Raw genomic sequence first — 22,134 nt, 5'->3', positions numbered from 1 at the left:
GATCTATAAACAGGCACTGCCCACCCCGCACGGCCTGGAGGCTCTGTGATGTTCAAGCTCTACGGATTTGCTGTCAGCAACTACTACAACATGGTCAAACTGGCGCTGCTGGAAAAAGGCCTGCCCTTCGAAGAGGTGACGTTCTACCCGGCGCAAACCCCGGAGTCACTGGCGATCAGCCCGCGCGGCAAGGTCCCGGTGCTGGGTGTCGACGCCGGTTATATCAACGAAACCGCGATCATTCTCGAATACCTCGAACAATCACAAAAGGGCACGCCGCTCCTGCCCAGCGATCCGTTCGAGCGCGCGCAGGTATTGGCGATTGCGAAGGAGATCGAGTTGTACATCGAGTTGCCGGGGCGTGCCTGCTATGGCGAGGCGTTTTTCGGTATGACGTTGCCGGAGGCGATCAAAGAGAAGACCCGGACGGAGCTGCTGCTGGGCTTCGCGGCACTCGGCCGCCACGGCCAGTTCGCCCCGTATGTGGCGGGTGACAGCCTGAGCATTGCCGATTTGTATTTCCTCTACAGCGTGCCGCTGGCCTGTGCGGTCGGGCAGAAGCTGTTCGGGATTGATCTGCTGGCCGAGATGCCGCAGGCGAAGGCGCTGCTGGAGCGGTTAGAGCAGAATCCGCACGTGCAGAAGATTGCGGCGGATAAAGACGCGGCGATGCCGGCGTTTTTGGCGATGATTGCAGCCAAGAAATGAATTTTGTAGCGCTCTGAAGTCAGTCATCGCTGGCAAGCCAGCTCCCACAGGGCTATGGGTCGAACGCAAAATTGTGTTCCACATAGAACCCTGTGGGAGCGGGCTTGCCCGCGATGCTTCTAGCGGCTGGCCAGCAGGGCCTGACCGCGCGCCACCGCAGCCCTGACCTGCGCCGGCGCAGTCCCGCCGATATGGTCGCGGGCATTCACCGAGCCTTCCAGGGTCAGCACGGCAAACACGTCCTGCTCGATCTGATCGCTGAATTGACGCAGTTCTTCGAGGCTCATCTCGGCCAGATCCTTGCCCGTGTCCACGCCGTATTTCACCGCGTGGCCAACGATTTCATGGCAATCACGGAACGGCAGGCCACGGCGCACCAGATAATCCGCCAGGTCAGTCGCAGTGGAGAAACCGCGCAGTGCCGCTTCACGCATGATCGCGTGTTTCGGCTTGATCGCCGGGATCATGTCGGCAAACGCGCGCAGCGAATCGCGCAGGGTGTCGGCGGCGTCGAACAGCGGCTCCTTGTCTTCCTGATTGTCCTTGTTGTAGGCCAGCGGCTGGCCCTTCATCAGGGTCAGCAGGCCCATCAGCGCGCCGAAGACGCGGCCGGTCTTGCCGCGTACCAGTTCGGGCACGTCAGGGTTTTTCTTCTGCGGCATGATCGAGCTGCCAGTGCAGAAACGATCCGGCAGATCGATGAACTGGAACTGCGCGCTGGTCCACAGCACCAGCTCTTCGGAGAAACGCGACAGGTGCATCATCGCGATGCTCGCGGCCGAGCAGAATTCGATGGCGAAGTCGCGATCGGAAACGTTGTCCAGCGAGTTGCCGCCGACGGCGTCGAAGCCGAGCAGTTGCGCGGTGTATTGGCGGTCGATCGGGTAAGTGGTGCCCGCCAGCGCGGCGCTGCCCAGCGGCATGCGGTTGGTGCGCTTGCGGCAGTCGAGCAGACGCTCGTAGTCGCGGCTGAGCATTTCGAACCAGGCCAGCATGTGGTGCCCGAAAGTTACCGGCTGCGCGGTCTGCAAGTGGGTGAAGCCCGGCATGATGCTTGCGGCCTCACGCTCGGCTTGCTCCAGCAGGCCTTTTTGCAGGCGGGTGATCTCGGCGAGGATCAGGTCGATTTCATCGCGCAGCCACAGGCGGATATCGGTGGCGACCTGGTCGTTGCGGCTGCGCCCGGTGTGGAGTTTTTTACCGGTGACGCCGATGCGGTCGGTCAGGCGTGCTTCGATGTTCATGTGCACGTCTTCGAGGTCGACGCGCCAGTCGAACTGGCCGGCCTCGATTTCGCCCTGAATGGTCTTCAGGCCATCGATGATGCTGTCGCGCTCGGCATCGGTCAGCACGCCGACCTTGGCCAGCATGGTGGCGTGGGCGATCGAGCCCATGATGTCGTGGCGATACAGGCGCTGGTCGAAAGTGACGGAGGCGGTGAAGCGGGCGACGAAGGCGTCGACGGGTTCACTGAAGCGGCCGCCCCAGGACTGATTGGTCTTGTCAGTGCTCATGAATTCGCTCGTATCGGCTTGAAGAAATGGCGTGAAACGCTGGCGCGGATAATAACAGGGTTGCCAATCCTGTCGCTGACACCGGTCGATACGTTTTTTCGCGGATGTGTCAGGCATGTCCGGCGCGGTCTGCAAGGAATTTACAAAAGGATATTTTTTGATTGAGCAATATCGTTCCGACGAACGTCTACAGTGGACATAAGGGTCGGTGCGAATGCGGATCATGCAAAGGTCCGGCCACTGGCTATAAGAAGAGGGGGCGGGTGAGTTGTACAACGGTCACCCACCGCGAGAAACGCAGGAAACACTGGGCTCTGAGCCGTTCGACCCGGACGCTGGCAAATATTGCTGGCCGACGTACGGCACTTTTTGGCGCTCGGGCTAGTCTTAGCGTGGATCGCGGTGACGGAGGTCACTACACCTGTCTACGCTATCCTTGTGCGAGACTCACGCAGGAATCCAGCGCAATATGAATGTCCTGATCGTTGATGACGAACCCCTGGCTCGCGAGCGCCTAAGCCGTATGGTGAGCGAGCTCGAGGGTTACACAGTCCTGGAGCCCAGTGCCACGAATGGCGAGGAGGCGTTAGCGCTGATCGACAGCCACAAGCCGGATATCGTGCTGCTCGATATCCGCATGCCGGGCCTCGATGGCCTGCAGGTTGCTGCCCGACTGTGCGAGCGAGAGACGCCGCCGGCCGTGGTGTTTTGCACCAGTCCCGATGAATTTGCCGTGGAAGCCCTGCAGGCCAGCGCCGTGGGCTATGTGGTGAAACCTGTGCGAACCGAACACTTGAATGAAGCCCTGAAGCGGGCTGAACGTCCCAACCGGGCGCAACTCTCGGCCCTGACCCGTCCCGCTGCCGAAAGTGGCAACGGCCCACGCAGCCACATCAGCGCACGGACCCGTAAAGGCATCGAGCTGATTCCGCTGGATCAGGTGGTCTACTTCATCGCCGACCACAAATACGTGACCCTGCGTCATGAAGCCGGCGAGGTGCTGCTCGACGAACCCCTCAAAGCCCTCGAAGACGAATTCGGCGAACGCTTTGTGCGTATCCACCGCAACGCGCTGGTCGCTCGCGACCGCATCGAGCGCTTGCAACGCACACCACTGGGACATTTCCAGTTGTTCCTCAAAGGCCTCAATGGCGATGCGCTGATTGTCAGTCGGCGGCATGTTGCCGGTGTGCGCAAGATGATGCAGGGGCTGTGACCCGGTCTTCGCCGGGCCTTTCGAGTTCTTTTACCCGGCATGGCAGGCCAGGGAGGCCGCGCCGGTTCTGATTCAGGTCAAAGTGAAATTGGCTGAGCTGTTATTATCCGCCGTATCTATTCAGTACGGATTGTTCCATGTCCCCTCGCGAAATCCGCATCGCCACCCGTAAAAGTGCGCTGGCCCTCTGGCAGGCCGAATACGTCAAAGCCCGTCTCGAGGCGGCCCACCCGGGCCTGCTGGTGACGCTGGTGCCCATGGTCAGTCGCGGTGACAAGCTGCTCGACTCGCCACTGTCGAAGATCGGCGGCAAGGGCCTGTTCGTCAAGGAACTGGAAACCGCGCTGCTGGAAAACGAAGCTGATATCGCCGTGCATTCGATGAAAGACGTGCCGATGGACTTCCCGCAAGGCTTGGGTCTGTTTTGCATCTGCGAGCGTGAAGACCCGCGCGATGCTTTCGTCTCCAACACCTACGCCAGTCTTGAAGGGCTGCCTGCCGGTGCCATCGTCGGCACCTCGAGCCTGCGTCGGCAGACGCAATTGCTGGCGCGTCGCCCGGATCTGCAGATCCGGTTCCTGCGTGGCAACGTCAACACCCGTCTGGCCAAGCTCGACGCCGGCGAGTACGACGCGATCATCCTCGCCGCTGCCGGCCTGATCCGCCTGGGTTTCGAAGAGCGCATCACATCGGCGATCAGTGTCGATGACAGCCTGCCGGCCGGTGGCCAGGGCGCGGTCGGCATCGAATGCCGCAGCGCCGACCACGAAATCCACGCCTTGCTCGCGCCTTTGCATCACGCCGATACCGCTTCGCGGGTGAATGCGGAACGCGCCCTCAACAAACATTTGAACGGCGGCTGCCAAGTGCCGATCGCCTGCTACGCCGTGCTTGAAGGCGAGCAGTTGTGGTTGCGCGGTCTGGTCGGTGAGCCGAGCGGTGGCAAGCTTCTCAGTGCCCAAGCCCGGGCGCCGCGTGCCGACGCGGAAACCTTGGGTGTGCAGGTCGCTGAAGACTTGCTCAAGCAAGGCGCTGACGACATTCTCAAAGCTGTCTACGGCGAGGCGGGTCACGAGTGACAGCCTGGCGCCTGCTGCTGACGCGCCCGGCAGACGACTGCGCGGCGCTGGCCGAACAGCTGGCCGGGCACGGGATTTTCAGCAGTTGTCTGCCGCTTTTGGACATTGTTCCGCTGCCGGTCTCTGACACTATTCGCCAAGCGATTTCGCGATTGCCCGCTTGCAGCGCAGTGATCGTGGTCAGCAAACCGGCGGCGCGGATCGCGGTGGACTTGCTCAAGTCTGAAGGTGCGCCGCCATTGAGCATGCCGTGGTTCAGCGTCGGCGCGGCGACCGCAGGCATTCTTCGCGAACACGGTCTCGATGTGAGCTTTCCGGTTGACGGCGATGACAGTGAAGCCTTGTTGCAATTGCCGCGTCTGCGCGAGGCGGTCAGCCAGCCCGGCGCGCAGGTGATGATCCTGCGCGGCGAGGGCGGTCGTGAACTGCTCGCCGAGCGCCTGCGCGCGCTTGGTGCTAGTGTCGAGTATCTGGAGTTGTATCGCCGTGAACTGCCAGCCTATCCGCTGAACGAGCTGCCACGGCGGATCGAAGCGGAACGCTTGAACGGGCTGGTGGTCAGCAGTGGACAGGGTTTCGAGCACCTGCGGCAGATGGCCGGCGATGCCTGGCCGAAGATCGCGCCGTTGCCGTTGTTTGTTCCAAGTCCGAGAGTCGCCGATCTGGCACGTGCCGCCGGGGCTCAAACAGTTGTGGATTGCCGCGGCGCGAGTGCCGCGGCTTTGCTGACGGCGTTACGGGAATGTCCCGTGCCGTTTTCTAATGCAAAGGATGGATACGTGAGCGAAACAGCCTTGCCAAAAGATGACGTCCAGCCTGCGCTCGATGCCCAGGTTGAAACTCCACCACCGGCCAAAGAGCCGCGCCGAGGCAATGGACTGGCAATTGTCGCCCTGCTGCTCGGCGCCGCCGGTGTCGCCATTGGCGGCTGGGGTGTCTGGCAGGTGCGCCACCTGCAGAACAACACGCAGCAACAGTCGAGTCAGGTGCAGGCGCTGAACGATCAGGCGCAGAGTCTGAAGCTCAACGAACAGCGTCTGACCGAACGCCTGGCGCAGCTGCCCGGTGCTGACGAGCTCGCCGAGCGCCAGCGTCTGGTCACGCAATTGCAGGGCGATCAGCAGCGCCTCAATCAACGTCTGGAAACCGTCCTCGGCGCCAGCCGCAAGGACTGGCGTCTGGCCGAGGCCGAGCACTTGCTGCGTCTGGCCAGCCTGCGCCTTTCAGCGCTGCAGGACATCAGCAGCGCCCAGGCACTGGTGCAGGGCGCCGATGAAATTCTCCGTGAGCAGAACGATCCGGGTTCCTTCGCCGCGCGCGAGCAAGTGGCGAAAACCCTGGTCGCCTTGCGCAGCACCGAACAGCCGGATCGCACCGGGCTGTTCCTGCGTCTCGGCGCGCTGCGCGATCAGGTCATCGACCTCACCGAGCTGGCGCCGGAGTACAAGGATCGCGGCGAGTCCCTGCTGGGGCTGACCGCCGATGGCGATGGCGCCGGTCGCTGGGCGCAGTGGTGGGACAAGGTGTCGCGCTATATCCGCATCGATTTCAACGCTGACAAAAACGTCAAACCGCTGCTGGCCGGGCAAAGCCTGAGCCAGGTGCGCCTGGCCCTGAGCCTGGCGCTGGAGCAAGCGCAGTGGGCGGCGCTCAACGGTCAGGCGGCGGTGTACACCCAGGCGCTGGCCGAGGCACGCGATGTGCTCAAGGGCAATTTCAACCCGGACAATCCGCAAAGCAAAGTCATGCTGGAACAGGTCTCCGAGCTGAGCAAGGAACCGGTCACCGTCAAGACGCCGGATCTGACCGGCACCTTGAGTGCGGTGCAGGGGTATCTGGAGCGGCGTAACGTCAATGCTGAAGAATCGGTGAAACCGTTCGCCAAGCCTGCCGCCAATGCTGCGCAGGAGGCGACCCCATGAAGCGCCTCTATGTAATCGTGTTTCTGGTCATCGCCGCGACGGCAGCGCTGGGCCTGGCGATTGCCGAGCATTCCGGTTACGTGCTGGTGGCGTACAAGAGCTTCCGCTACGAATCGAGCCTGTGGGCGACCTTGGCGGTGATAGCGGTGCTGTGGCTGCTGTTCTGGGGCATCAAGGTGCTGGTCGAGCTGGTGATGACCTCCACCGGCGTGGTCAATCCGTGGTCGCGACGCAATCGCAGCCGCCGCGTGCAAGTGGCGATCGAGCACGGGCAGCTGGATCTGGCTGAAGGTCGCTGGCCCAGTGCGCAACGGCATCTGACCCGCGCGGCGGAAGCCGAGCGCCAGCCATTGCTTTATTACCTCGGCGCCGCACGTGCGGCGAACGAGCAAGGTCAGTACGAAGAAAGTGATCGTTTGCTCGAACGTGCGCTGGAGCGTCAGCCGCAAGCCGAATTGGCAATTGCCCTCAGTCACGCACAACTGCAAACCGATCGTGGCGACACCGACGGTGCGCTGGTGACCTTGCAGGCAATGCATGAACGGCATCCGCGCAGCGCGCAGACGTTGCGTCAATTGCAACGTCTGCATCAGCAGCGTGGCGAATGGTCGGCGGTGATTCGTTTGCTGCCTGAGTTGCGCAAGGACAAAGTGCTGCCGCCGGCAGAACTGGCCGAGCTCGAACGGCGCGCCTGGGGTGAGAACCTCTCGCTGGCAGCGCATCGTGAAGAAGACGGTACGGTGGGTCTGCAATCGCTCAAGCGGGCGTGGGAACAGCTGACTTCGGCGCAGCGTCAGGAAGCACCTTTGGTACTGGCCTATGCCGAGCAATTGCGCCAGCTGGGCGCTCAGGTCGAGGCCGAAGAGGTCCTGCGAGCAGCGCTCAAGCGCAAATACGACAGCCATCTGGCGCGGCTTTATGGTCTGGTTCGTGGCAGTGATCCTGCGCGTCAGTTGCAGACGGCCGAAGGCTGGCTCAAGGAGCACCCGGCCGATCCGAGCCTGCTGCTGACCCTTGGACGCCTGTGTCTGCAAACCAGCCTTTGGGGCAAGGCCCGTGACTATCTGGAAAGCAGTCTGCGCGTGCAGCGCAATCCGGAGACCTGTGCGGAGTTGGCCCGTCTGCTTGCACAGCTTGGCGATACCGAGCGCAGCAATCAGTTGTTCCAGGAAGGTCTGGGGCTGCTTGATGAGCGCCTGCTGGCGGCGCCTCTGCCAGTCCCGGCGAAGGTCTGAAAAGCGAGGGAGGATGCTCCCTCGTGAACTTCGATGACCGAAAATTCCCCTTCTTTGCGCTCGAGAGACAAAGTCCTACAAAGCGCTTCACCGTTTCCTATCGAGCCTGTCGGGTTTTCCCTACACCTGTGGTGAACTGTCGGCAGGCCCTTGCCTTGAAAGGCTGACACGCTTTCCTCTACCGTAACCGTCTGTCTCTACTGTTACGGAAAAGCCATGTCGTTGGCCTGCTCACGCTCCTTGTTCTTCATGGCTTTCATTGCGGGGGCCTTTGCTCTGGGAGCTTCCTATTACCTCGAATACGCGGTCGGACTGACGCCTTGCAGTCTGTGCCTGGTGCAGCGGTTGTTCCTCACATTGCTGTGCATCGGCTGCGGCGTGGCGGCGGTGCATGGCCCCCGGCGCGTTGGCTTATGGTGGTACTGGCTGTTTGCGCTCGGCGCCAGTCTGGGTGGAACCACCGCTGCGTGGCGGCAGGTGTTGATCCAGAGTGACTCGATGCTGCAACTGGTCAAATGCTCGCCTACCGTGGAGTCACTGTTCAGCGAACTGCCGTGGATTTGCGCCTTGCAACGGATGTTCAACGGCGGCGCTGATTGTGCGGATATTTCCTGGACACTGTTCGATTTGAGCATCCCCGAATGGAGCCTGCTGTTTTTTGTCGGTGTGTCGATCCTTGCGGTTTATCAGTTGCTGCGTCTGATCTGGAGCGCTCTGCAACGACCGGTCAGCGACGAAGCGTCGCACCACATGCTGGTCAGGGATTAAACACTTGTATGAACTTTATCTCCTGCGTACCTTGAAGCCACAGGCGTGCGGGCATAATCTGGCCGGCACGTGTCATTGGATTTATGTTGCTCGATGACGCTCTGCCCGATCGTCCACCAGTCAAATCAGAACAGGGGCGTGGGTGTAGAGCAGCATGACCCACAAGGGAAGAGAGATCGCCATGCTCGAAAGTTGTCAGAATGCTCAGGAACGTTGGGGTGGAGTTCATCTGCTGATCGACCGCTGGTTGCAGGAGCGTGAAGTGCTGATCGGCGCCTACGACAAGCTCGGTGCGCAGCCTGATTCGCTGTCCGAAAGCCGCAAACCCTTGTTGGAATTCTGCGGTGTACTGGTCGATTACGTATCGGCGGGTCACTTCGAAATCTATGAACAGCTGACCGGCGAAGCCAAGGCGTTCAACGACAAGCGCGGCCTGGAACTCGCCGAAACCATCTACCCGCGCATCGACGTCATTACCGAGAAGCTGCTCGCATTCAATGATCTGTGCGATGAAGGCAAATGCGTTGCGGAGAAATTCAAGGAATTGGGCGGCTTGCTGCACGAGCGCTTTGAACTTGAAGACTGCCTGATAGAAGTGCTGCACACGGCACACAAGGAAGAAGATCCGGTTCAGGCCTGATCCACGTCCTTCATGAAAAAACGGTGCGCCCGCAAGCGCACCGTTTTTTTATGCCTGATCAGCTCGTCGCGCCACGCAACTCCACTTCAAAAACCAGAGGCGTGAACGGCGCAATCAGGTCGCCGGCACCGTCGGCGCCATAGGCTTGATCCGATGGAATCACCAGCCGCCATTTCGCCCCCACCGGCATGTTCTGCAAGGCGGTGCGCCAACCGGCAATCACGCTGTCGAGGTTGAACCATTGCGGCTGGGTGTTCTGATCGAACACGGTGCCGTCCGGCAGCTTGCCGACATACAGCACCTGCACTTTGCCGTCCGGGCCGGCCTTGGCGCCAGTGCCCGGAACCAGTTCAGTCAGAAGGATGCCATCGGCCAGTTCCTTCACCCCCGGTTTGGCTTTTTCTGTGCTGAGAAAGCGTTGCTCGTTTTCCATCGCAGCATCGCTCGACTGCCGTGAAGCCTGCTCGGCATTTTGCGATTCATGGTCGGCCAGAATCTGTTCGATACGCGCTTCACTCAGCGCCAGTGGCTTGCCCTGATACGCCTGTTGCAGACCTTCGATCAGCGCCTGGATCTGCAACTGCGGCACCTCTTGGCGCAGTCGTTCGCCGAGGCTGGCACCGAGGCTGTAAGCCAGATCATGAGCATCGTTCGCCGTGGTTTTTTCATCGGCATACGCCGTCGAAAAAAACACGCAGAGGGACAAAATAAAGTAGCGCGACATGGGCACTCTCCGACCTGAGATGCGGGGGATTATGCCAGTGCAAACGTCTGCATCGGTGAACTGCTTTTTCCTCGGCGCAGAACATTTCGGCTGCGGTGCAACGCAACGGTGCAGATACTGTCAACATGCCCTAGCGGCGGTATCAGCAGAGGTCTAGTATGAGCCGCACTCACGTCAGCCAGGAGGTAAACCATGTCGGCCACCAAGAAGCCTGTAAATACTCCGTTGCACTTACTCCAACAATTGTCGGGCAGCCTGCTCGAGCATTTGGAAAACGCTTGCTCGCAAGCCTTGGCTGATGCTGAAAAACTGCTCGCCAAGCTGGAAAAACAGCGTGGCAAGGCGCAGGAAAAACTGCACAAATCGCGCACCAAGTTGCAGGACGCCGCCACTGCCGGCAAAGCCAAGGCTCAGAACAAAGCCAAGTCTTCCGTGAAAGAACTCGAAGAGCTGCTCGACGCTTTGAAAGATCGTCAGTCCGAAACCCGCAGCTACATTCTGCAACTCAAGCGCGATGCTCAGGAAAGCCTGAAACTGGCCCAGGGTGTTGGTCGCGTTCAAGAAGCAGTGGGCAAAGTTCTGTCGTCGCGCTCGGCCAAACCGGCAGCAGCACCAGCGAAGAAAGTCGCTGCTAAACCTGCTGCAAGCAAAGCCCCGGCGAAGACCGCTGCGGCGAAACCTGCTGTTGCGAAAACCGCCGCCAAACCAGCGGCGAAGGCGCCAGTGAAAGCGGCTGCCAAACCAGCGGCGAAAACTGCAGCGAAGAAGCCGGCGGCGAGCGCGGCAAAACCGGCGGCTAAAACCACCGCAGCCAAACCTGCTGCAGCCAAGCCAGCAGTGAAAGCCACCCCTGCTAAAGCCGCTGCAAAACCGGCCGCGAGCAAAGCTGCACCGGCGAAAACCGCAGGCGCCAAACCTGCTGCCAAAGCAGCAGCGAAACCAGCAGCAAAACCTGCTGCCAAGACCGCCGCTGCGAAGCCTGCTGCCAAGACTGCGGCCAAGCCGGCCGCCGCCAAACCTGCTGCGAAAGTGGCGGTAAAACCGGCTGCCAAACCAGCCGCAACATCGGCAGCAAAACCTGCGGCAAAAACCACTGCTAAGCCGGCCGCCGCCAAGCCTGCTGCCAAACCCGCTGCTGCCAAGCCTGCCGCTGCTGCAAAACCGGCCGCCAAGCCAGCCGCAAAACCAGCGGTGAAAAAGCCTGCAGCTGCCAAGCCAGCCGCGACCAAAACGGCTACCGCTCCAGCGGCCAAGCCTGTCACTGCCGCTACCCCGGCTGCTCCAGCTGCGTCGGCACCGTCGTCCGCCGCCCACTCGACCCCTTCGACTGCGCCAGCACCAGCCGCTTCGTCGAACGTCAGCAGCACCCCGACCAGCGCTTCCTAAGTGCCGGTTGCCGCGACGCGCAGCACTTGCAGCGCGTCGCGGTTCAGGCTGGCGGCATTGCCGGCCAGGTCTTCAAGCCAGGTCACCGAACCTGCATCGTTGCGCGTCCACTCCTGCGCCACACCTTCAAGGCGTGAAAGCAAGGTGCGCTCAGCTTCAAGCTCCAGTGATTTGATCTGCTCGCGCATGCCGGCCACCACCGCATCGTCGACGGCCCGCGCTTTCCATTGCAGGCGCAGGGTTCGCAGCGGCTGCACCACTTCGATATCCCATGGCGCGGTCAAGGCCTTGAGCAAGCGTACGCGCGGCTGATCGCAGGCCACCGCGCGCTGCTCCAGCCACAAACCGCACAGCAGCAGGCAGACATTGGCGCCCGCCGTTTGCAATTGCAGGCAGGCATCTTCCACACCCGGGCGGGCGTAGACATCAAGGGCAAAGCTCCACAGGTCAGAGGACATCGTGCTACTCGCGCCAGTTGTGAGCGAAGCTGGTAGACTCCGCCGCCATTATGATCCGACTTCAGAACCTGACTTTACAGCGTGGCCCGCAACGTCTGCTAGAAGACGCCGAGCTGACCCTGCACGCCGGCCACAAAGCCGGCCTCATCGGCGCCAACGGTGCCGGCAAATCCAGCCTGTTCGCCCTGCTGCGCGGCGAGTTGCACCCGGATTCGGGCGACTGCCTGCTGCCGGCCGACTGGCGCATCGCACACATGCGTCAGGAGGTCGACACCCTCGAGCGCTTGGCGGTCGATTATGTGCTCGATGGCGACCTGCGTCTGCGCGAGGTGCAACGCGAGCTTGCCGCCGCCGAGCAGGCCCATGACGGCACCGCACTGGCGCGTCTGCATGCCGAACTCGACAGCGCCGACGGTTACACCGCCGATGCGCGGGCGCGCAAGCTGCTCGCCGGTCTTGGGTTCACCAATGAGCAGATGGATCGTCAGGTAGGCGATTTCTCCGGTGGCTGGCGGATGCGTCTGAATCTGGCACAGGCACTGATGTGCCCGTCGGATCTGCTGCTGCTCGACGAACCGACCAACCACTTGGACCTCGATGCGATCATCTGGCTCGAAGAGTGGCTGAAGAGTTATCCGGGCACCTTGCTGCTGATTTCCCACGATCGGGATTTCCTCGACGAAGTGGTCGATCACGTCGCCCATGTCGATCAACGCAAACTGACTCTCTACCGGGGCGGCTACACCGCGTTCGAGCGCGCCCGTGCCGAGCGTCTGGCCCAGCAGCAACAGGCCTACGAGAAGCAGCAGGCGCAGCGTGCGCACATGGAAAGCTACATCGCCCGTTTCAAGGCGCAAGCGACCAAGGCCCGTCAGGCGCAGAGCCGGATCAAGGCGCTGGAGCGCATGGAAGAGCTGTCGGCGGCCCACGTCGATTCACCGTTCGACTTTGTCTTCCGTGAGTCGACCAAGATCTCCAGTCCGCTGATCGACCTGTCCGATGCACGCCTGGGTTATGGCGACAAGACCATCCTCGAGAAGGTCAAGCTGCAACTGACCCCGGGTGCGCGGATCGGTCTGCTTGGGCCGAACGGCGCGGGTAAATCGACGCTGATCAAGAACCTCGCCGGCGAGCTCGAACCGCTGGCCGGGCGCCTGACCCGTGGCGAAAACACCGTGGTCGGCTACTTCGCCCAGCATCAGCTCGACTCGCTGGACTCCAAGGCCAGCCCGTTGCTGCATTTGCAGCGCCTCGCGCCGGGTGAGCGCGAGCAGACCTTGCGCGATTTCCTCGGCGGCTTCGACTTCCGGGGTGCGCGCATCGATGAGCCGGTGCTGAATTTCTCCGGTGGCGAGAAGGCGCGTCTGGCCCTCGCGTTGATCGCCTGGGAACGGCCGAACCTGCTGCTGCTCGACGAACCGACCAACCACCTCGATCTGGAAATGCGTCTGGCGCTGACCATGGCCCTGCAGGAATTCAGCGGTGCGGTGCTGGTGGTCTCTCACGATCGGCACTTGCTCAAGAGCACCACCGACAACTTCTATCTGGTCGCTGACGGCAAGGTCGAAGAGTTCGACGGCGATCTCGAAGACTACGCGCGCTGGCTGGTGGAATACCGTCAGCGCAATGCGCCGGTCAGCAACACGCCGGTCAACCCGGACAAGACCGACAAGAAAGCGCAGCGCCAGGCGGCGGCAGCGTTGCGTCAGCAACTGGCGCCGCACAAGCGCGAGGCCGACAAGCTTGAAGCCGAGCTGGGCAAGCTCCACGAGAAACTGGCCAAGGTCGATGCCAGCCTCGGTGACAGCGATATCTACGAGCCGGCGCGCAAGAATGAATTGCGTGATCTGCTCGCCGAACAGGCGAAATTGAAGGTTCGTGAAGCCGAGCTGGAAGAAGCCTGGATGGAAGCGCTGGAAACCCTGGAAAGCATGCAGGCGGAGCTGGAGGCGTTGTCCTGATGGAAGCCTTCAAGCTGCCTTTCTCGGCGGTGTGGGTCGAACCGTTGTGGTTCACCGCGCAGATTCTGCTGATTCTGCTGGCCGGTTACCTGACCCAGCGTTTCGTCGCCAAAGGCCTCACTCGCCTGGGTGAGCGCTATCCGTTTCCGCCGCAGTTGCTGATGCCGCTACGCGGCGTGTTGCGCTGGCTGATCATGGGCAGCGCGCTGCTCTTCGTGCTCGAGCGCCTCGGCGTTTCGGCCACGGTGCTGTGGACGGCGCTGTCGGGATTTGTCGCGGTGGCGGCGGTGGCGTTCTTCGCCATGTGGAGCGTGCTGTCGAACCTGCTCTGCGCGATTCTGATCTTCACCGTCGGGCCGTTCCGCCTCGGCGACGTAGTCGAGCTGGTGGATACCACCGACAAGCCTGGCGTCAAAGGCCGGGTGATCGCGATCAATCTGCTCTACACCACGCTGGTCGAGGCCGAAGAGTTGGGCACCGGCAGCGCCATGGTGCAGGTGCCGAACAGCCTGTTCTTCCAGCGTTCGGTGCGGCGTTGGCGCGGGACAGATGTGTTTCCGTCGAGTGGCTTTGAGAAGTAGCTTTTCCAGCAAGATCAAAAGATCGCAGCCTTCGGCAGCTCCTACATTTGGAATACGATCCCTGTAGGAGCTGCCGAAGGCTGCGATCTTTTGCTTTTAGCCCCAAACAGCATTAGTTTTGACGACTTGTTACAGCATCAGCCGAGGTGTGCGATGGAGCTTCAAACATGGCTGGCATTTTTTGCCGCCTGCTGGGTGATCAGCCTGTCCCCGGGCGCGGGCGCCATCGCGTCGATGTCCAGCGGTCTGCAATACGGGTTCTGGCGCGGCTACTGGAACGCACTGGGCCTGCAGATCGGTCTGGCGGTGCAGATCGCGATTGTCGGCGCGGGTGTTGGCGCTGTGCTCACCGCTTCGGCCACAGCATTCCATGCGATCAAATGGTTCGGTGTCGCCTATCTGGTTTACCTGGCGATCAAGCAATGGCGGGCGCTGCCCATGGACATGAGCGATGACGCCGCAGTGCGGCCGATCGGCAAGCCGCTGGCTTTGGTGTTTCGCGGCTTTCTGGTGAACATCAGCAACCCCAAGGCGTTGGTGTTCATGCTCGCGGTGTTGCCGCAGTTCATCAATCCCCATGCGCCGCTGCTGATTCAGTATGTGGTGATCGGCGTGACCATGGTTTTCGTCGATCTGATTGTCATGGCCGGATACACCGGACTGGCGTCGAAGGTGCTGCGCCTGTTGCGCACGCCCAAGCAGCAGAAACGCATGAACCGCACCTTTGCCGGGTTATTCATTGGCGCGGCGGCGTTCATGGCGACGTTGCGCAAAGCGGCGGCGTAAACCGCTCGGACAGAAAAAAGGCGACCTCAAGAGGTCGCCTTTTTCATTTCTACCGAGACATCGGGGCAAGCGAGCTTTTGTGGCGAGGGGATTTATCCCCGTTGGACTGCGCAGCAGTCCCAATCGTCTTGAATCAATAGCGAGGGCCGCTTCGCGACCCAACGGGGATAAATCCCCTCGCCACAGAGCCCTTCGCCACAAAAGTCCTCAGATCGGCTCAGCGTAAAATCACCGGCGCCGTATCACGCGGCAGATTATTGCGCTGCGGCGCTTCACGCGGCTGCTCATAACCGTCACCGCCACCGAGTTGCATGCTCAGTTGCCCGGCCACGTCTTCGCCCAAGGCCTTCGACACCTCACGCACCACCCGCGGACGGTTCAGCGAGATCTTGATGTCGCGATGGTTCACCAGTTTGGTGTCCTGCGCTTCGCCCATCGCCGTGAAGGCCGAGGTGATCTCGTAGGTCTTGGTGTTGATCAGGCTGAAATCCGCCACCAGCGTCAGGCCCAGTACCGCCGAGTAGCTGTCGGTGTGCGCCAGCTCGTTGATGTCCTGGGTGAAGTCGATATCGGACACGGTGCCGAACAGCACGTAGTCGGCGCCTTTGAAGTTGCCGGCCTTGATGCGCTTGATCACGTCATACACATCGCCTTTGGATGGGGCGGTATACGGCGTGCCCTGCACCAGCTGGAACATGCCGGTACGCAGGATTTCACCCTTGATGTCGCCGGTGAATTTGCGCAACTCGCCCTGTTCGATATAGCTGGTGGTCGCTTCGATCTCGTTGTAGCTCGAAGAACCGCTGGCGCTGTAGTAACTCTCGCGGTGATTGCTCTGCGCCGAAACGATGTGGATGTATTGCTCCACGCGCTCCTGATACGCCAGATCCGTCACCGCGACTTTCGGGGCCGCCTGCGCGCTGAACGCGCAAGCCAGGGCCATCATGCCAATCCATGTGCGCATCGATCAACGCTCCGTGGTTTTGCGGATCTCTTTTTCATCCATCCACTCGGCCAGACCGCTTTCGACGTCAATCAACTGCAGGCTGAATTTGTAGAAGACGTCCTTGTAGTCGCTGCTGCGCTTGACGATCGAGCTGATCGAGCCTTCGATGCGGTACTTGGCGGCAACCATGTTGCCGGTCTTGGCCACGGTGCTTTTCTTGTACAGGCCGCTCTGGTTTTGCAGCTTGAGCTGGTCAACCTGGCTCTGCATTGCATTGTTGTCGCTGGCAAAGCGCGCGACACCGGTCTTCATCAGCTGGGTCTTGATGCTGGTGGTGATTTCGCGGGTGTCGATGTACTCGCTGGTCTTGTTCTTCACATCGTAGACCTGAACCACCGGACGGCCCTGCAGAATGCCGGACTGGGCCAGCGAGCGGGTCATCGACTCGGCGATCATTTGCAGGTCGGTCGAACCGAATTCGTTGGTGACGGTTTCAACAGCCTTGGTGTCGCCGTAGCTGATGTTCTTGCTGCCCAGGGTCGGCGAGGTGTTGGCGCAACCGGAGGCGAGCAGGGCGATGACGGCGATGCAGGAAAAGCGTGCAAACATGAGAAAGCTCTCTCAATCAGAAATAGGGTGGCGGGCTTAAGGCGTCTTGATTTCCAGACGGAAATCCACGGCTTTCGGGGTCGGGGCGATGGCCTGAATGAAGCTGGTCTGGGCGCCGTACATCATCTGGCTTTTCCACACTTCTTCTTCGGCAACCGGGAAACCTTCGGCGCCGAGCCAGGCGAAGCGGTAGTAGAAAATCTTGTTGCTGTTAAGGGTGTTGCTCAACTGCACGTTGACGGTCATGAAGCCGTTTTCACGAGCCACGCGCATGGCGCCGACGACGATGTGTTTCTGCGGGCCCATGGCCACGACTTTGCTCGCGGCGCTGCCCGGCTCTGGCGGTGGCGGGGTAGCGCAGCCTGTCAGCAAGGCGAGGGCGGCGACGGCGATGATCTTCAAGCGCATTGCAAAGACTCCGTTCTTAAGGTTGTTTGAGGCTGGCGACGTTGGTCGCGGCAGCGCTCGGCATTACGTGAGCAGCGATGCCGCCAGCGAATACCTGGTTGCCCACGGCACGCAGGCTGATCACTTGGTAGCGCTGGTCGACAGTGACCTTGACCACCGAGCCGCCGACGGCGCTCGGCAGGGTAACCTGATGCTCACCTTTTTTCAGGCGCAGACGCACCACTTGGGTGTTGTCCGGCAGGGTGCGCCATGTACGGGTATCGGCACCTTCGAGCACTGCTGAAGAAATACCCACGGCGAGACCGGCCAGCGGATTGGTTTCGTTGATCTGCTTCTGCGCCACGCCTTTGGTGATCGCGCGCACGGTGGTGCGCACGATGATCCCCGGCATGTCATCACGCAGAGCGCGGCGGGACATGGCGGTGGTGCTGTTCAGTGCGGTCAGGTCGACCTGCTTGCCGTCGACGCCGATCTGCGCAAAAGGCGCGGTGGAGGTGTCCGGTTTGATGATCGGGAACGACAACGGGGTGATCACCACGTTGTTGGAAATCGGCAGCGGCAGCGGTACGCGAATCGAGTCACGGGCCGGGGCCAGACCGCTCTGCACGACGATGAGAATGTCGCTGTCATCGGATTTGGAAGGCTTGTCGAGGTTGACCAGCGCCTGCTCGAGCAGCGGCGTGTTCGGGCGCAATTCGGCAGCCTTGCGATAACCCGGCGCGGCCAGATCCTTCTCGCCCAGGGCTTCGTAAACGAAACCGGCCAGGTAATGGCTGAACGCACTCTGGTAGCTGTTTTTCAGGCCGACCACTTCCGGCGCGTCGAGGCTGGCCACCGGATAACCCTGCAGATCCTTGTACTGGGTCTTGATGCCTTCTTTCTCGGCCTGTTCTTCGCTCTTGAGGTATTCCTTGTCGCGCAGGTCAGCGATCACTGCTTCGCGTTCGTGAGTCTTTTTGATCGCCGTGCGGGCACCATCGAAATCGTTGACCGCCAACAGGTTCAGAGCCATCTGCGTGGTCAGCATGACTTTTTCGTAGTCATAGCCTTCGTAGCGACGCACCTTGTCGTTGACGATGAAGCTGCCGAACTGCGCCAGGTACTTGGCCGAGTCGAGCTTGACCGCGTCTTCCCATTGACCGACCACCTGATCGGCGCTGCCCCACGCGTTCTGGCTGCCTGACAGGTCGCCCTTGGCGCGCAGCAGTTCGCCTTTCTCGAAGTAATAGAGCAGGTCTTTGTCGGTGCCGGTGTTGTTCTTTTCCAGCAGGGTCAGCGCGGCGTCGACGTTGCCGGATGCCAGTTGCTGATTGGTCTGGGCCAGTTCGGAATCGTAGTTGCGAAACGCTGCGCAGCCGGACAACAGCGTGACGGCGCTGAGCGCGAGCAGCATGGGAGCGCGGAATGCCATGGGTACTTCTTCCCTGAGTAACAAAACTTGCAGCCGCGTGTGCTGGTCGGGCTGGTGTGACCTATCGACGGTGGCGCTGGCCTCCTGCCAATTCCTCATGCGTGAGGAGCTTTTGATGCCGGCTCGCTGGGCGAGGGCGCGGCATTATAAACGTGGGGTGATGGCTATGTAATAGCTTTTTGGGTGCATTTTCAGATGCGGTGCCATCACTTCTCCGCAGAAGCGGGTGTATCCGACGCGGGTTTTTGATTCGGTACAAAGGCTGATCCGACGGTATAGACCTGATCCCGGAATACCCGCAGGTGCAGAATCTGGCGGTCCTGGTCGACGCGCATTTCAAAAGGGTGGTCGATGGACGCAGGCGCAAAACGGAAGGTATGCAGGCCTTTTTTCAAGCGCAGGCGGGCGACCAGCGTCTTGTCCGGCAACGCTCGCCATGTGCGGGTGTCGGCTTCTTCGAACGGATCATGCTGAGTGACGATCAACGAGGCTTTCGCCGGGTTGCGCTCGTTTTCCTGCGCTTGACCGATGGCGGCCATGTTGGCGCGGAACATCGCCCGCGAGATGATTTGCGGCATGTCGTCGCGCAGTGTGCGCATGGACATATCGGTCACGCTATTGATCACTACCAACGGCTGTTTGCGACCGTCTACGGTGATATGGCTGAAGTTGGGTGTGACCGCGTCCGGCACCATCACCGGGAATGAAATGGGCGCAATGATGACCAGCGTTTCGTTCAGACGAACCGGGATCGGCACCTGCACGGAGCTGCGAGCCGGGGCCAGGCCACTCTGGATAATCAGCAACACATCGCTTTCATCGGCTTTCGCTGGCGGTTTGTCGAGATTGCGCAGGGCCTTTTGCAGCAAGGGCATATCCGGCCGCAGTTCGATCGCCTGACGATAACCGGCCGCCGCGAGGGCGCGTTCGCCGAGGGCTTCATAGGTGAATCCGGCCAGATAGTGGCTGAACGCACTCTGATAGCCGTTTTTCAGCTCAACGACCTGCGGCGCATCAAGCAAGGCGACCGGGTAGCCTTCCAGTTCCTTGTAATGGAGAACTTTGCCTTGAGCTTTTGCCTGTTCCTCGGCCGCTTCGTATTGCTTTTCACGCTGGCGGGCGATCAATGCTTCGCGTTCGTGGGTTTTCCTGATGTCTGCGCGGGCGCCGGCAAAGTCATTGACGGATAGCTGGTTCAAGGCCATTTGCGTAGTCAACATGACCTTTTCGTAATCGTAGCCTTCATAGCGCCGCAGCTTGTCGTTGACCAGCATCGTGCCCATTTCATCACCGAAACGGGCCAGTAATTTCATCGCGCCGGACGGGTTGGCTTCCTCGCGCTGGAAGATCATGCGGTCGGCATTGCGCCAGGCGTCCTGGCTGTCGGGCAGGGCACTGCCAGCGCTGAGGATCGCGCCTTTTTCCAGGTAATACAGCAGATCCTTGTCTTCCCACGGGTTGTTCATTTCCACCAGTGCCAGAGCCCCGGTCAGATTGCCCCGGGTCATTTGCTCGGTGGTCTGCTGCATTTCAAGATCGTAGTTGCGATAGGCGGCACAACCGCTCAACTGAACAGCGACGCAAAGCAGCAAAACGAACGGAAGACTCCGCATTGAGGTTGATTCCTTGCGCGCAAATGCTCTGGGGCGGGCAGTATAAAGTGGATGGTGGCAAATGGCTGCGATCTTGATCGAGCGTCAATCGGCAGCGGGCAGTGCGGCAATACTCGGCGACAAACGCTGCTGCCGTCTGCCGGGTATTTCCTGCCAATCAAAGCGAAACGCCGACAAAGCTTGAGAGAAATGTCTTCGAAGTGAACAATATGTAACTTCGCATTTCCATTTGAGATTCGTTCATGACTGCCTCGTCCCGATTGCTGGCCTGGCTGCTGTTCCCGTTATTGTCCCTGAGCAGCCTGCCGCTGCTGGCCGATACCGTGGAAGGCGCGCCGCAAGCGTTGCACCTGCTCGATTACATCAGTGCCGATTACCCGCCGACGGTCGCGGCAGGCAAAGTCATCGACGATGGCGAATACCGCGAGCAGCTGGAATTCACCCAGGTTCTGCAAGGCTTGATCACTGCATTGCCAGCCAAACCGGAAAAAGCCGCGCTGGAACAGGGCGTCGAATCTTTGCACGCCGCCATCACTGCGAAGCAGGACGGTGCTGATGTCGCCCGTCAGGCCCGACAGCTGGGGGCGAAACTGGCGGTGGCTTATGAAGTCAGCCAGGCACCGATCATCACTCCGGACCCGACACGCGGTGCGCCGCTGTATGCGCAAAATTGCTCGGTGTGCCACGGCGACACTGGTGCTGGCGACGGCCCGGCCGGTGTCGGTCTGACCCCTGCGCCAGCCAACCTGCGCGACGCTGCGCGGATGGATCACCTGAGTCTGTACGCGATCTACAGCACCCTCGGCCAGGGCGTCGAAGGCACCGACATGCCGGCGTTCGCCGATCAGCTCGATGATCGCCAGCGCTGGGATCTGGCCACCTACATCGCCGGCTTCAGCGCCGATGCGGCGGCCGCCAAGTCCGACAAGGTCTACAACATCGCCGACCTGGCCCGCCAGACCCCGGCCGAGGTGCAGGCTGCCGAGGGCGCAGAGGTCGCGGCGACGTTCCGTGCCCAGCGCGCGCAACCGCCGCAGGTCAAGCGCGGTCCGGCGCAGTTGCTCGATTACACCGCCGCCACGCTGGACAAAAGCCTCGCGGCCTACCGCGCCGGTGAACACGATCAGGCCTATGACCTGTCGGTGGCGGCGTATCTGGAAGGCTTCGAACTGGTCGAAAGCTCGCTGGATAACGTCGATGCCAACGTGCGCAAGGACACCGAAAAATCGCTGATGGCGTATCGGCAGTCATTGCAGGATGGTCTGCCGGTCGAGCAGGCCGAACAGCGTCTGGACGCGGCCAAAGCCAAACTCAAGGAATCCGCCGGCCTGCTGGGCAGCGATGGTCTGAGCTGGTCGCTGAGCTTCATCTCCGGCCTGCTGATTCTGCTGCGCGAAGGCCTGGAAGCGATTCTGGTGCTGGCGGCGATCCTCGCCTTCCTGCGCAATACCGGTCAGCAATCGGCAGTACGCAGTGTCAACGTTGGCTGGGGTCTGGCACTGCTGGCAGGTCTGGGTACCTGGGCACTGGCGGCGTACGTCATCGACGTCAGCGGTTCGCAGCGTGAGTTGCTGGAAGGCGCCACCGCGCTGTTTGCCAGCGTCATGGTGTTGTGGCTCGGCGTGTGGATGCATGACCGCCGTCATGCGGCGGCCTGGCAGGATTACATCAAAAGCAGTCTGGTCGGCGGCGGTGGACGTTTCGGCTTTGCGATCCTGGCGTTCTTCTCGGTCTATCGCGAGTTGTTTGAAGTGATCCTGTTCTACGAAACCCTGTGGCTGCAGGCCGGTCCAGCCGGGCACAACGCCGTGCTGGCCGGCGGCGCGACGGCGCTGGTGCTGCTGGTCGGCCTGGCCTGGGTGATTCTGCGCGGCTCGGCGAAACTGCCGCTGACGCTGTTCTTCAGCATCAACGCCGCGCTGTTGTGCGCGCTGTCGGTGGTGTTTGCCGGGCATGGCGTGAAGGCCTTGCAGGAAGCCGGGATCTTCGGCACACGGCCGGTCGCGTTCTTTGAATTCGACTGGCTGGGGATCCATGCCGATGCCTATTCGCTGACCGCGCAGGTGGTGGCGATTGTGGCGATTGCTGTGCTGTATGGGCGCAGTTGGGTGGCGGAGAAGCGTCGGGTTTCGGCTGCATAAAGGCATTCGCTGCGCTCATATTCGCGAG

Annotated in this window: 20 protein-coding genes and 2 pseudogenes; 14 read left to right on the top strand and 8 right to left on the bottom strand. The window is 61.1% G+C overall.

What is annotated here, in order from left to right; genetic code table 11:
• Window positions 1–48 precede the first annotated feature (48 nt).
• Entirely contained in the window at window positions 49–708 is a 660-nt protein-coding gene (locus NF676_RS26270; protein WP_056791651.1) for a glutathione S-transferase family protein, read from the top strand.
• 119 nt (window positions 709–827) lie between these two features.
• Here the strand turns inward: NF676_RS26270 and argH are convergent, their stop codons facing one another.
• Entirely contained in the window at window positions 828–2,222 is a 1,395-nt protein-coding gene (argH, locus tag NF676_RS26265; RefSeq protein WP_252886967.1) for an argininosuccinate lyase, read from the bottom strand.
• Between the two features lie 317 nt (window positions 2,223–2,539).
• Here argH and NF676_RS26260 point away from each other — a divergent pair.
• From NF676_RS26260 to rsd, 8 genes and pseudogenes are all read left to right on the top strand, one after another.
• Window positions 2,540–2,695: pseudogene (locus NF676_RS26260) on the top strand (sensor histidine kinase); the annotation flags it as partial.
• Window positions 2,692–3,438: a LytR/AlgR family response regulator transcription factor gene (locus NF676_RS26255; protein WP_016772598.1), complete on the top strand. Its 747-nt coding sequence runs from the start codon at window positions 2,692–2,694 to the stop codon at window positions 3,436–3,438. The pseudogene NF676_RS26260 and the gene NF676_RS26255, both read left to right, overlap by 4 nt.
• Before the next feature lie 137 nt (window positions 3,439–3,575).
• Window positions 3,576–4,517 carry a hydroxymethylbilane synthase gene (gene hemC, locus NF676_RS26250; protein ID WP_252882855.1) on the top strand — a complete coding sequence of 314 codons (942 nt, stop codon included), beginning with the start codon at window positions 3,576–3,578 and terminating at the stop codon, window positions 4,515–4,517.
• Window positions 4,514–5,212, top strand: a pseudogene (locus NF676_RS26245) (uroporphyrinogen-III synthase); the annotation flags it as partial. The gene hemC and the pseudogene NF676_RS26245, both read left to right, overlap by 4 nt.
• An 84-nt stretch (window positions 5,213–5,296) precedes the next feature.
• Complete coding sequence (locus NF676_RS26240) at window positions 5,297–6,439, top strand: uroporphyrinogen-III C-methyltransferase (protein WP_056791721.1); 1,143 nt, start codon at window positions 5,297–5,299, stop codon at window positions 6,437–6,439.
• Window positions 6,436–7,674, top strand: a complete 1,239-nt coding sequence (locus NF676_RS26235; RefSeq protein WP_252886966.1) for a heme biosynthesis protein HemY — start codon at window positions 6,436–6,438, stop codon at window positions 7,672–7,674. The genes NF676_RS26240 and NF676_RS26235 overlap by 4 nt, the downstream gene beginning before the upstream one ends.
• A gap of 216 nt (window positions 7,675–7,890) precedes the next feature.
• Window positions 7,891–8,442, top strand: a complete 552-nt coding sequence (locus NF676_RS26230; RefSeq protein ID WP_041476921.1) for a disulfide bond formation protein B — start codon at window positions 7,891–7,893, stop codon at window positions 8,440–8,442.
• A gap of 181 nt (window positions 8,443–8,623) precedes the next feature.
• Window positions 8,624–9,082: a sigma D regulator gene (rsd, locus tag NF676_RS26225; protein WP_252886965.1), complete on the top strand. Its 459-nt coding sequence runs from the start codon at window positions 8,624–8,626 to the stop codon at window positions 9,080–9,082.
• A 58-nt stretch (window positions 9,083–9,140) separates the two neighbouring features.
• Here rsd and NF676_RS26220 read toward each other — a convergent pair whose 3' ends face one another.
• Window positions 9,141–9,806: an FKBP-type peptidyl-prolyl cis-trans isomerase gene (locus tag NF676_RS26220; protein WP_041476919.1), complete on the bottom strand. Its 666-nt coding sequence runs from the start codon at window positions 9,804–9,806 to the stop codon at window positions 9,141–9,143.
• A gap of 192 nt (window positions 9,807–9,998) precedes the next feature.
• On the opposite strand from NF676_RS26220, the gene NF676_RS26215 reads away from it, so the two are divergent.
• Window positions 9,999–11,192: an AlgP family protein gene (locus NF676_RS26215; RefSeq protein WP_252886964.1), complete on the top strand. Its 1,194-nt coding sequence runs from the start codon at window positions 9,999–10,001 to the stop codon at window positions 11,190–11,192.
• Here NF676_RS26215 and NF676_RS26210 read toward each other — a convergent pair.
• Complete coding sequence (locus NF676_RS26210; protein WP_095181264.1) at window positions 11,189–11,650, bottom strand: TIGR02444 family protein; 462 nt, start codon at window positions 11,648–11,650, stop codon at window positions 11,189–11,191. The two genes, NF676_RS26215 and NF676_RS26210, sit on opposite strands and share 4 nt — an antisense overlap.
• Window positions 11,651–11,700: 50 nt before the next feature.
• On the opposite strand from NF676_RS26210, the gene NF676_RS26205 reads away from it, so the two are divergent.
• The 3 genes from NF676_RS26205 (at window position 11,701) to rhtB (ending at window position 14,978) form a co-directional block, all read left to right on the top strand.
• On the top strand, window positions 11,701–13,611 hold the full coding sequence (locus NF676_RS26205) for an ATP-binding cassette domain-containing protein (RefSeq protein ID WP_056791667.1): 1,911 nt from the start codon (window positions 11,701–11,703) through the stop codon (window positions 13,609–13,611).
• Window positions 13,611–14,192, top strand: a complete 582-nt coding sequence (locus NF676_RS26200; protein WP_056791670.1) for a mechanosensitive ion channel family protein — start codon at window positions 13,611–13,613, stop codon at window positions 14,190–14,192. Before NF676_RS26205 ends, NF676_RS26200 begins: the two co-directional genes overlap by 1 nt.
• A gap of 153 nt (window positions 14,193–14,345) precedes the next feature.
• The gene (gene rhtB, locus NF676_RS26195) at window positions 14,346–14,978 is read left to right on the top strand and encodes a homoserine/homoserine lactone efflux protein (RefSeq protein ID WP_024014759.1); all 633 of its coding nucleotides are present in this window, start codon (window positions 14,346–14,348) and stop codon (window positions 14,976–14,978) included.
• A gap of 217 nt (window positions 14,979–15,195) precedes the next feature.
• On the opposite strand, the gene NF676_RS26190 is transcribed toward rhtB, so the two are convergent.
• The 5 genes from NF676_RS26190 to NF676_RS26170 all read right to left on the bottom strand — a co-directional run bounded on the left by NF676_RS26190 (window position 15,196) and on the right by NF676_RS26170 (window position 19,965).
• A complete protein-coding gene (locus NF676_RS26190) occupies window positions 15,196–15,942 on the bottom strand; it encodes a penicillin-binding protein activator LpoB (protein WP_252886963.1) in 747 nt (248 codons plus the stop codon).
• Between the two features lie 3 nt (window positions 15,943–15,945).
• Entirely contained in the window at window positions 15,946–16,533 is a 588-nt protein-coding gene (gene lpoB / locus NF676_RS26185; protein ID WP_016772610.1) for a penicillin-binding protein activator LpoB, read from the bottom strand.
• 36 nt (window positions 16,534–16,569) lie between these two features.
• Window positions 16,570–16,941 carry a YcfL family putative periplasmic lipoprotein gene (locus tag NF676_RS26180; protein ID WP_095181265.1) on the bottom strand — a complete coding sequence of 124 codons (372 nt, stop codon included), beginning with the start codon at window positions 16,939–16,941 and terminating at the stop codon, window positions 16,570–16,572.
• A gap of 16 nt (window positions 16,942–16,957) precedes the next feature.
• The gene (locus tag NF676_RS26175; RefSeq protein ID WP_056791673.1) at window positions 16,958–18,352 is read right to left on the bottom strand and encodes a COG3014 family protein; all 1,395 of its coding nucleotides are present in this window, start codon (window positions 18,350–18,352) and stop codon (window positions 16,958–16,960) included.
• 206 nt (window positions 18,353–18,558) lie between these two features.
• A complete protein-coding gene (locus NF676_RS26170) occupies window positions 18,559–19,965 on the bottom strand; it encodes a COG3014 family protein (RefSeq protein WP_150637080.1) in 1,407 nt (468 codons plus the stop codon).
• Between the two features lie 242 nt (window positions 19,966–20,207).
• On the opposite strand from NF676_RS26170, the gene NF676_RS26165 reads away from it, so the two are divergent.
• Entirely contained in the window at window positions 20,208–22,106 is a 1,899-nt protein-coding gene (locus tag NF676_RS26165; RefSeq protein ID WP_095181268.1) for an FTR1 family protein, read from the top strand.
• The last annotated feature ends 28 nt before the right edge of the window (window positions 22,107–22,134 follow it).

It is taken from the genome of Pseudomonas siliginis, from assembly GCF_024072275.1.
Lineage (GTDB): Bacteria > Pseudomonadota > Gammaproteobacteria > Pseudomonadales > Pseudomonadaceae > Aquipseudomonas > Aquipseudomonas siliginis.
This window is presented reverse-complemented; position numbering and strand designations above follow the sequence as displayed.

Excerpts from the sequence above, each read along its gene's own strand:
- NF676_RS26270 (WP_056791651.1), top strand. The coding sequence starts at position 49 with ATGTTCAAGCTCTACGGATTTGCTGTCAGCAACTACTACAACATGGTC.
- argH (WP_252886967.1), bottom strand. The coding sequence starts at position 2,222 with ATGAGCACTGACAAGACCAATCAGTCCTGGGGCGGCCGCTTCAGTGAA.
- NF676_RS26255 (WP_016772598.1), top strand. The coding sequence starts at position 2,692 with ATGAATGTCCTGATCGTTGATGACGAACCCCTGGCTCGCGAGCGCCTA.
- hemC (WP_252882855.1), top strand. The coding sequence starts at position 3,576 with ATGTCCCCTCGCGAAATCCGCATCGCCACCCGTAAAAGTGCGCTGGCC.
- NF676_RS26235 (WP_252886966.1), top strand. The coding sequence starts at position 6,436 with ATGAAGCGCCTCTATGTAATCGTGTTTCTGGTCATCGCCGCGACGGCA.
- NF676_RS26230 (WP_041476921.1), top strand. The coding sequence starts at position 7,891 with ATGTCGTTGGCCTGCTCACGCTCCTTGTTCTTCATGGCTTTCATTGCG.
- rsd (WP_252886965.1), top strand. The coding sequence starts at position 8,624 with ATGCTCGAAAGTTGTCAGAATGCTCAGGAACGTTGGGGTGGAGTTCAT.
- NF676_RS26220 (WP_041476919.1), bottom strand. The coding sequence starts at position 9,806 with ATGTCGCGCTACTTTATTTTGTCCCTCTGCGTGTTTTTTTCGACGGCG.
- NF676_RS26215 (WP_252886964.1), top strand. The coding sequence starts at position 9,999 with ATGTCGGCCACCAAGAAGCCTGTAAATACTCCGTTGCACTTACTCCAA.
- NF676_RS26210 (WP_095181264.1), bottom strand. The coding sequence starts at position 11,650 with ATGTCCTCTGACCTGTGGAGCTTTGCCCTTGATGTCTACGCCCGCCCG.
- NF676_RS26205 (WP_056791667.1), top strand. The coding sequence starts at position 11,701 with ATGATCCGACTTCAGAACCTGACTTTACAGCGTGGCCCGCAACGTCTG.
- NF676_RS26200 (WP_056791670.1), top strand. The coding sequence starts at position 13,611 with ATGGAAGCCTTCAAGCTGCCTTTCTCGGCGGTGTGGGTCGAACCGTTG.
- rhtB (WP_024014759.1), top strand. The coding sequence starts at position 14,346 with ATGGAGCTTCAAACATGGCTGGCATTTTTTGCCGCCTGCTGGGTGATC.
- NF676_RS26190 (WP_252886963.1), bottom strand. The coding sequence starts at position 15,942 with ATGCGCACATGGATTGGCATGATGGCCCTGGCTTGCGCGTTCAGCGCG.
- lpoB (WP_016772610.1), bottom strand. The coding sequence starts at position 16,533 with ATGTTTGCACGCTTTTCCTGCATCGCCGTCATCGCCCTGCTCGCCTCC.
- NF676_RS26180 (WP_095181265.1), bottom strand. The coding sequence starts at position 16,941 with ATGCGCTTGAAGATCATCGCCGTCGCCGCCCTCGCCTTGCTGACAGGC.
- NF676_RS26175 (WP_056791673.1), bottom strand. The coding sequence starts at position 18,352 with ATGGCATTCCGCGCTCCCATGCTGCTCGCGCTCAGCGCCGTCACGCTG.
- NF676_RS26170 (WP_150637080.1), bottom strand. The coding sequence starts at position 19,965 with ATGCGGAGTCTTCCGTTCGTTTTGCTGCTTTGCGTCGCTGTTCAGTTG.
- NF676_RS26165 (WP_095181268.1), top strand. The coding sequence starts at position 20,208 with ATGACTGCCTCGTCCCGATTGCTGGCCTGGCTGCTGTTCCCGTTATTG.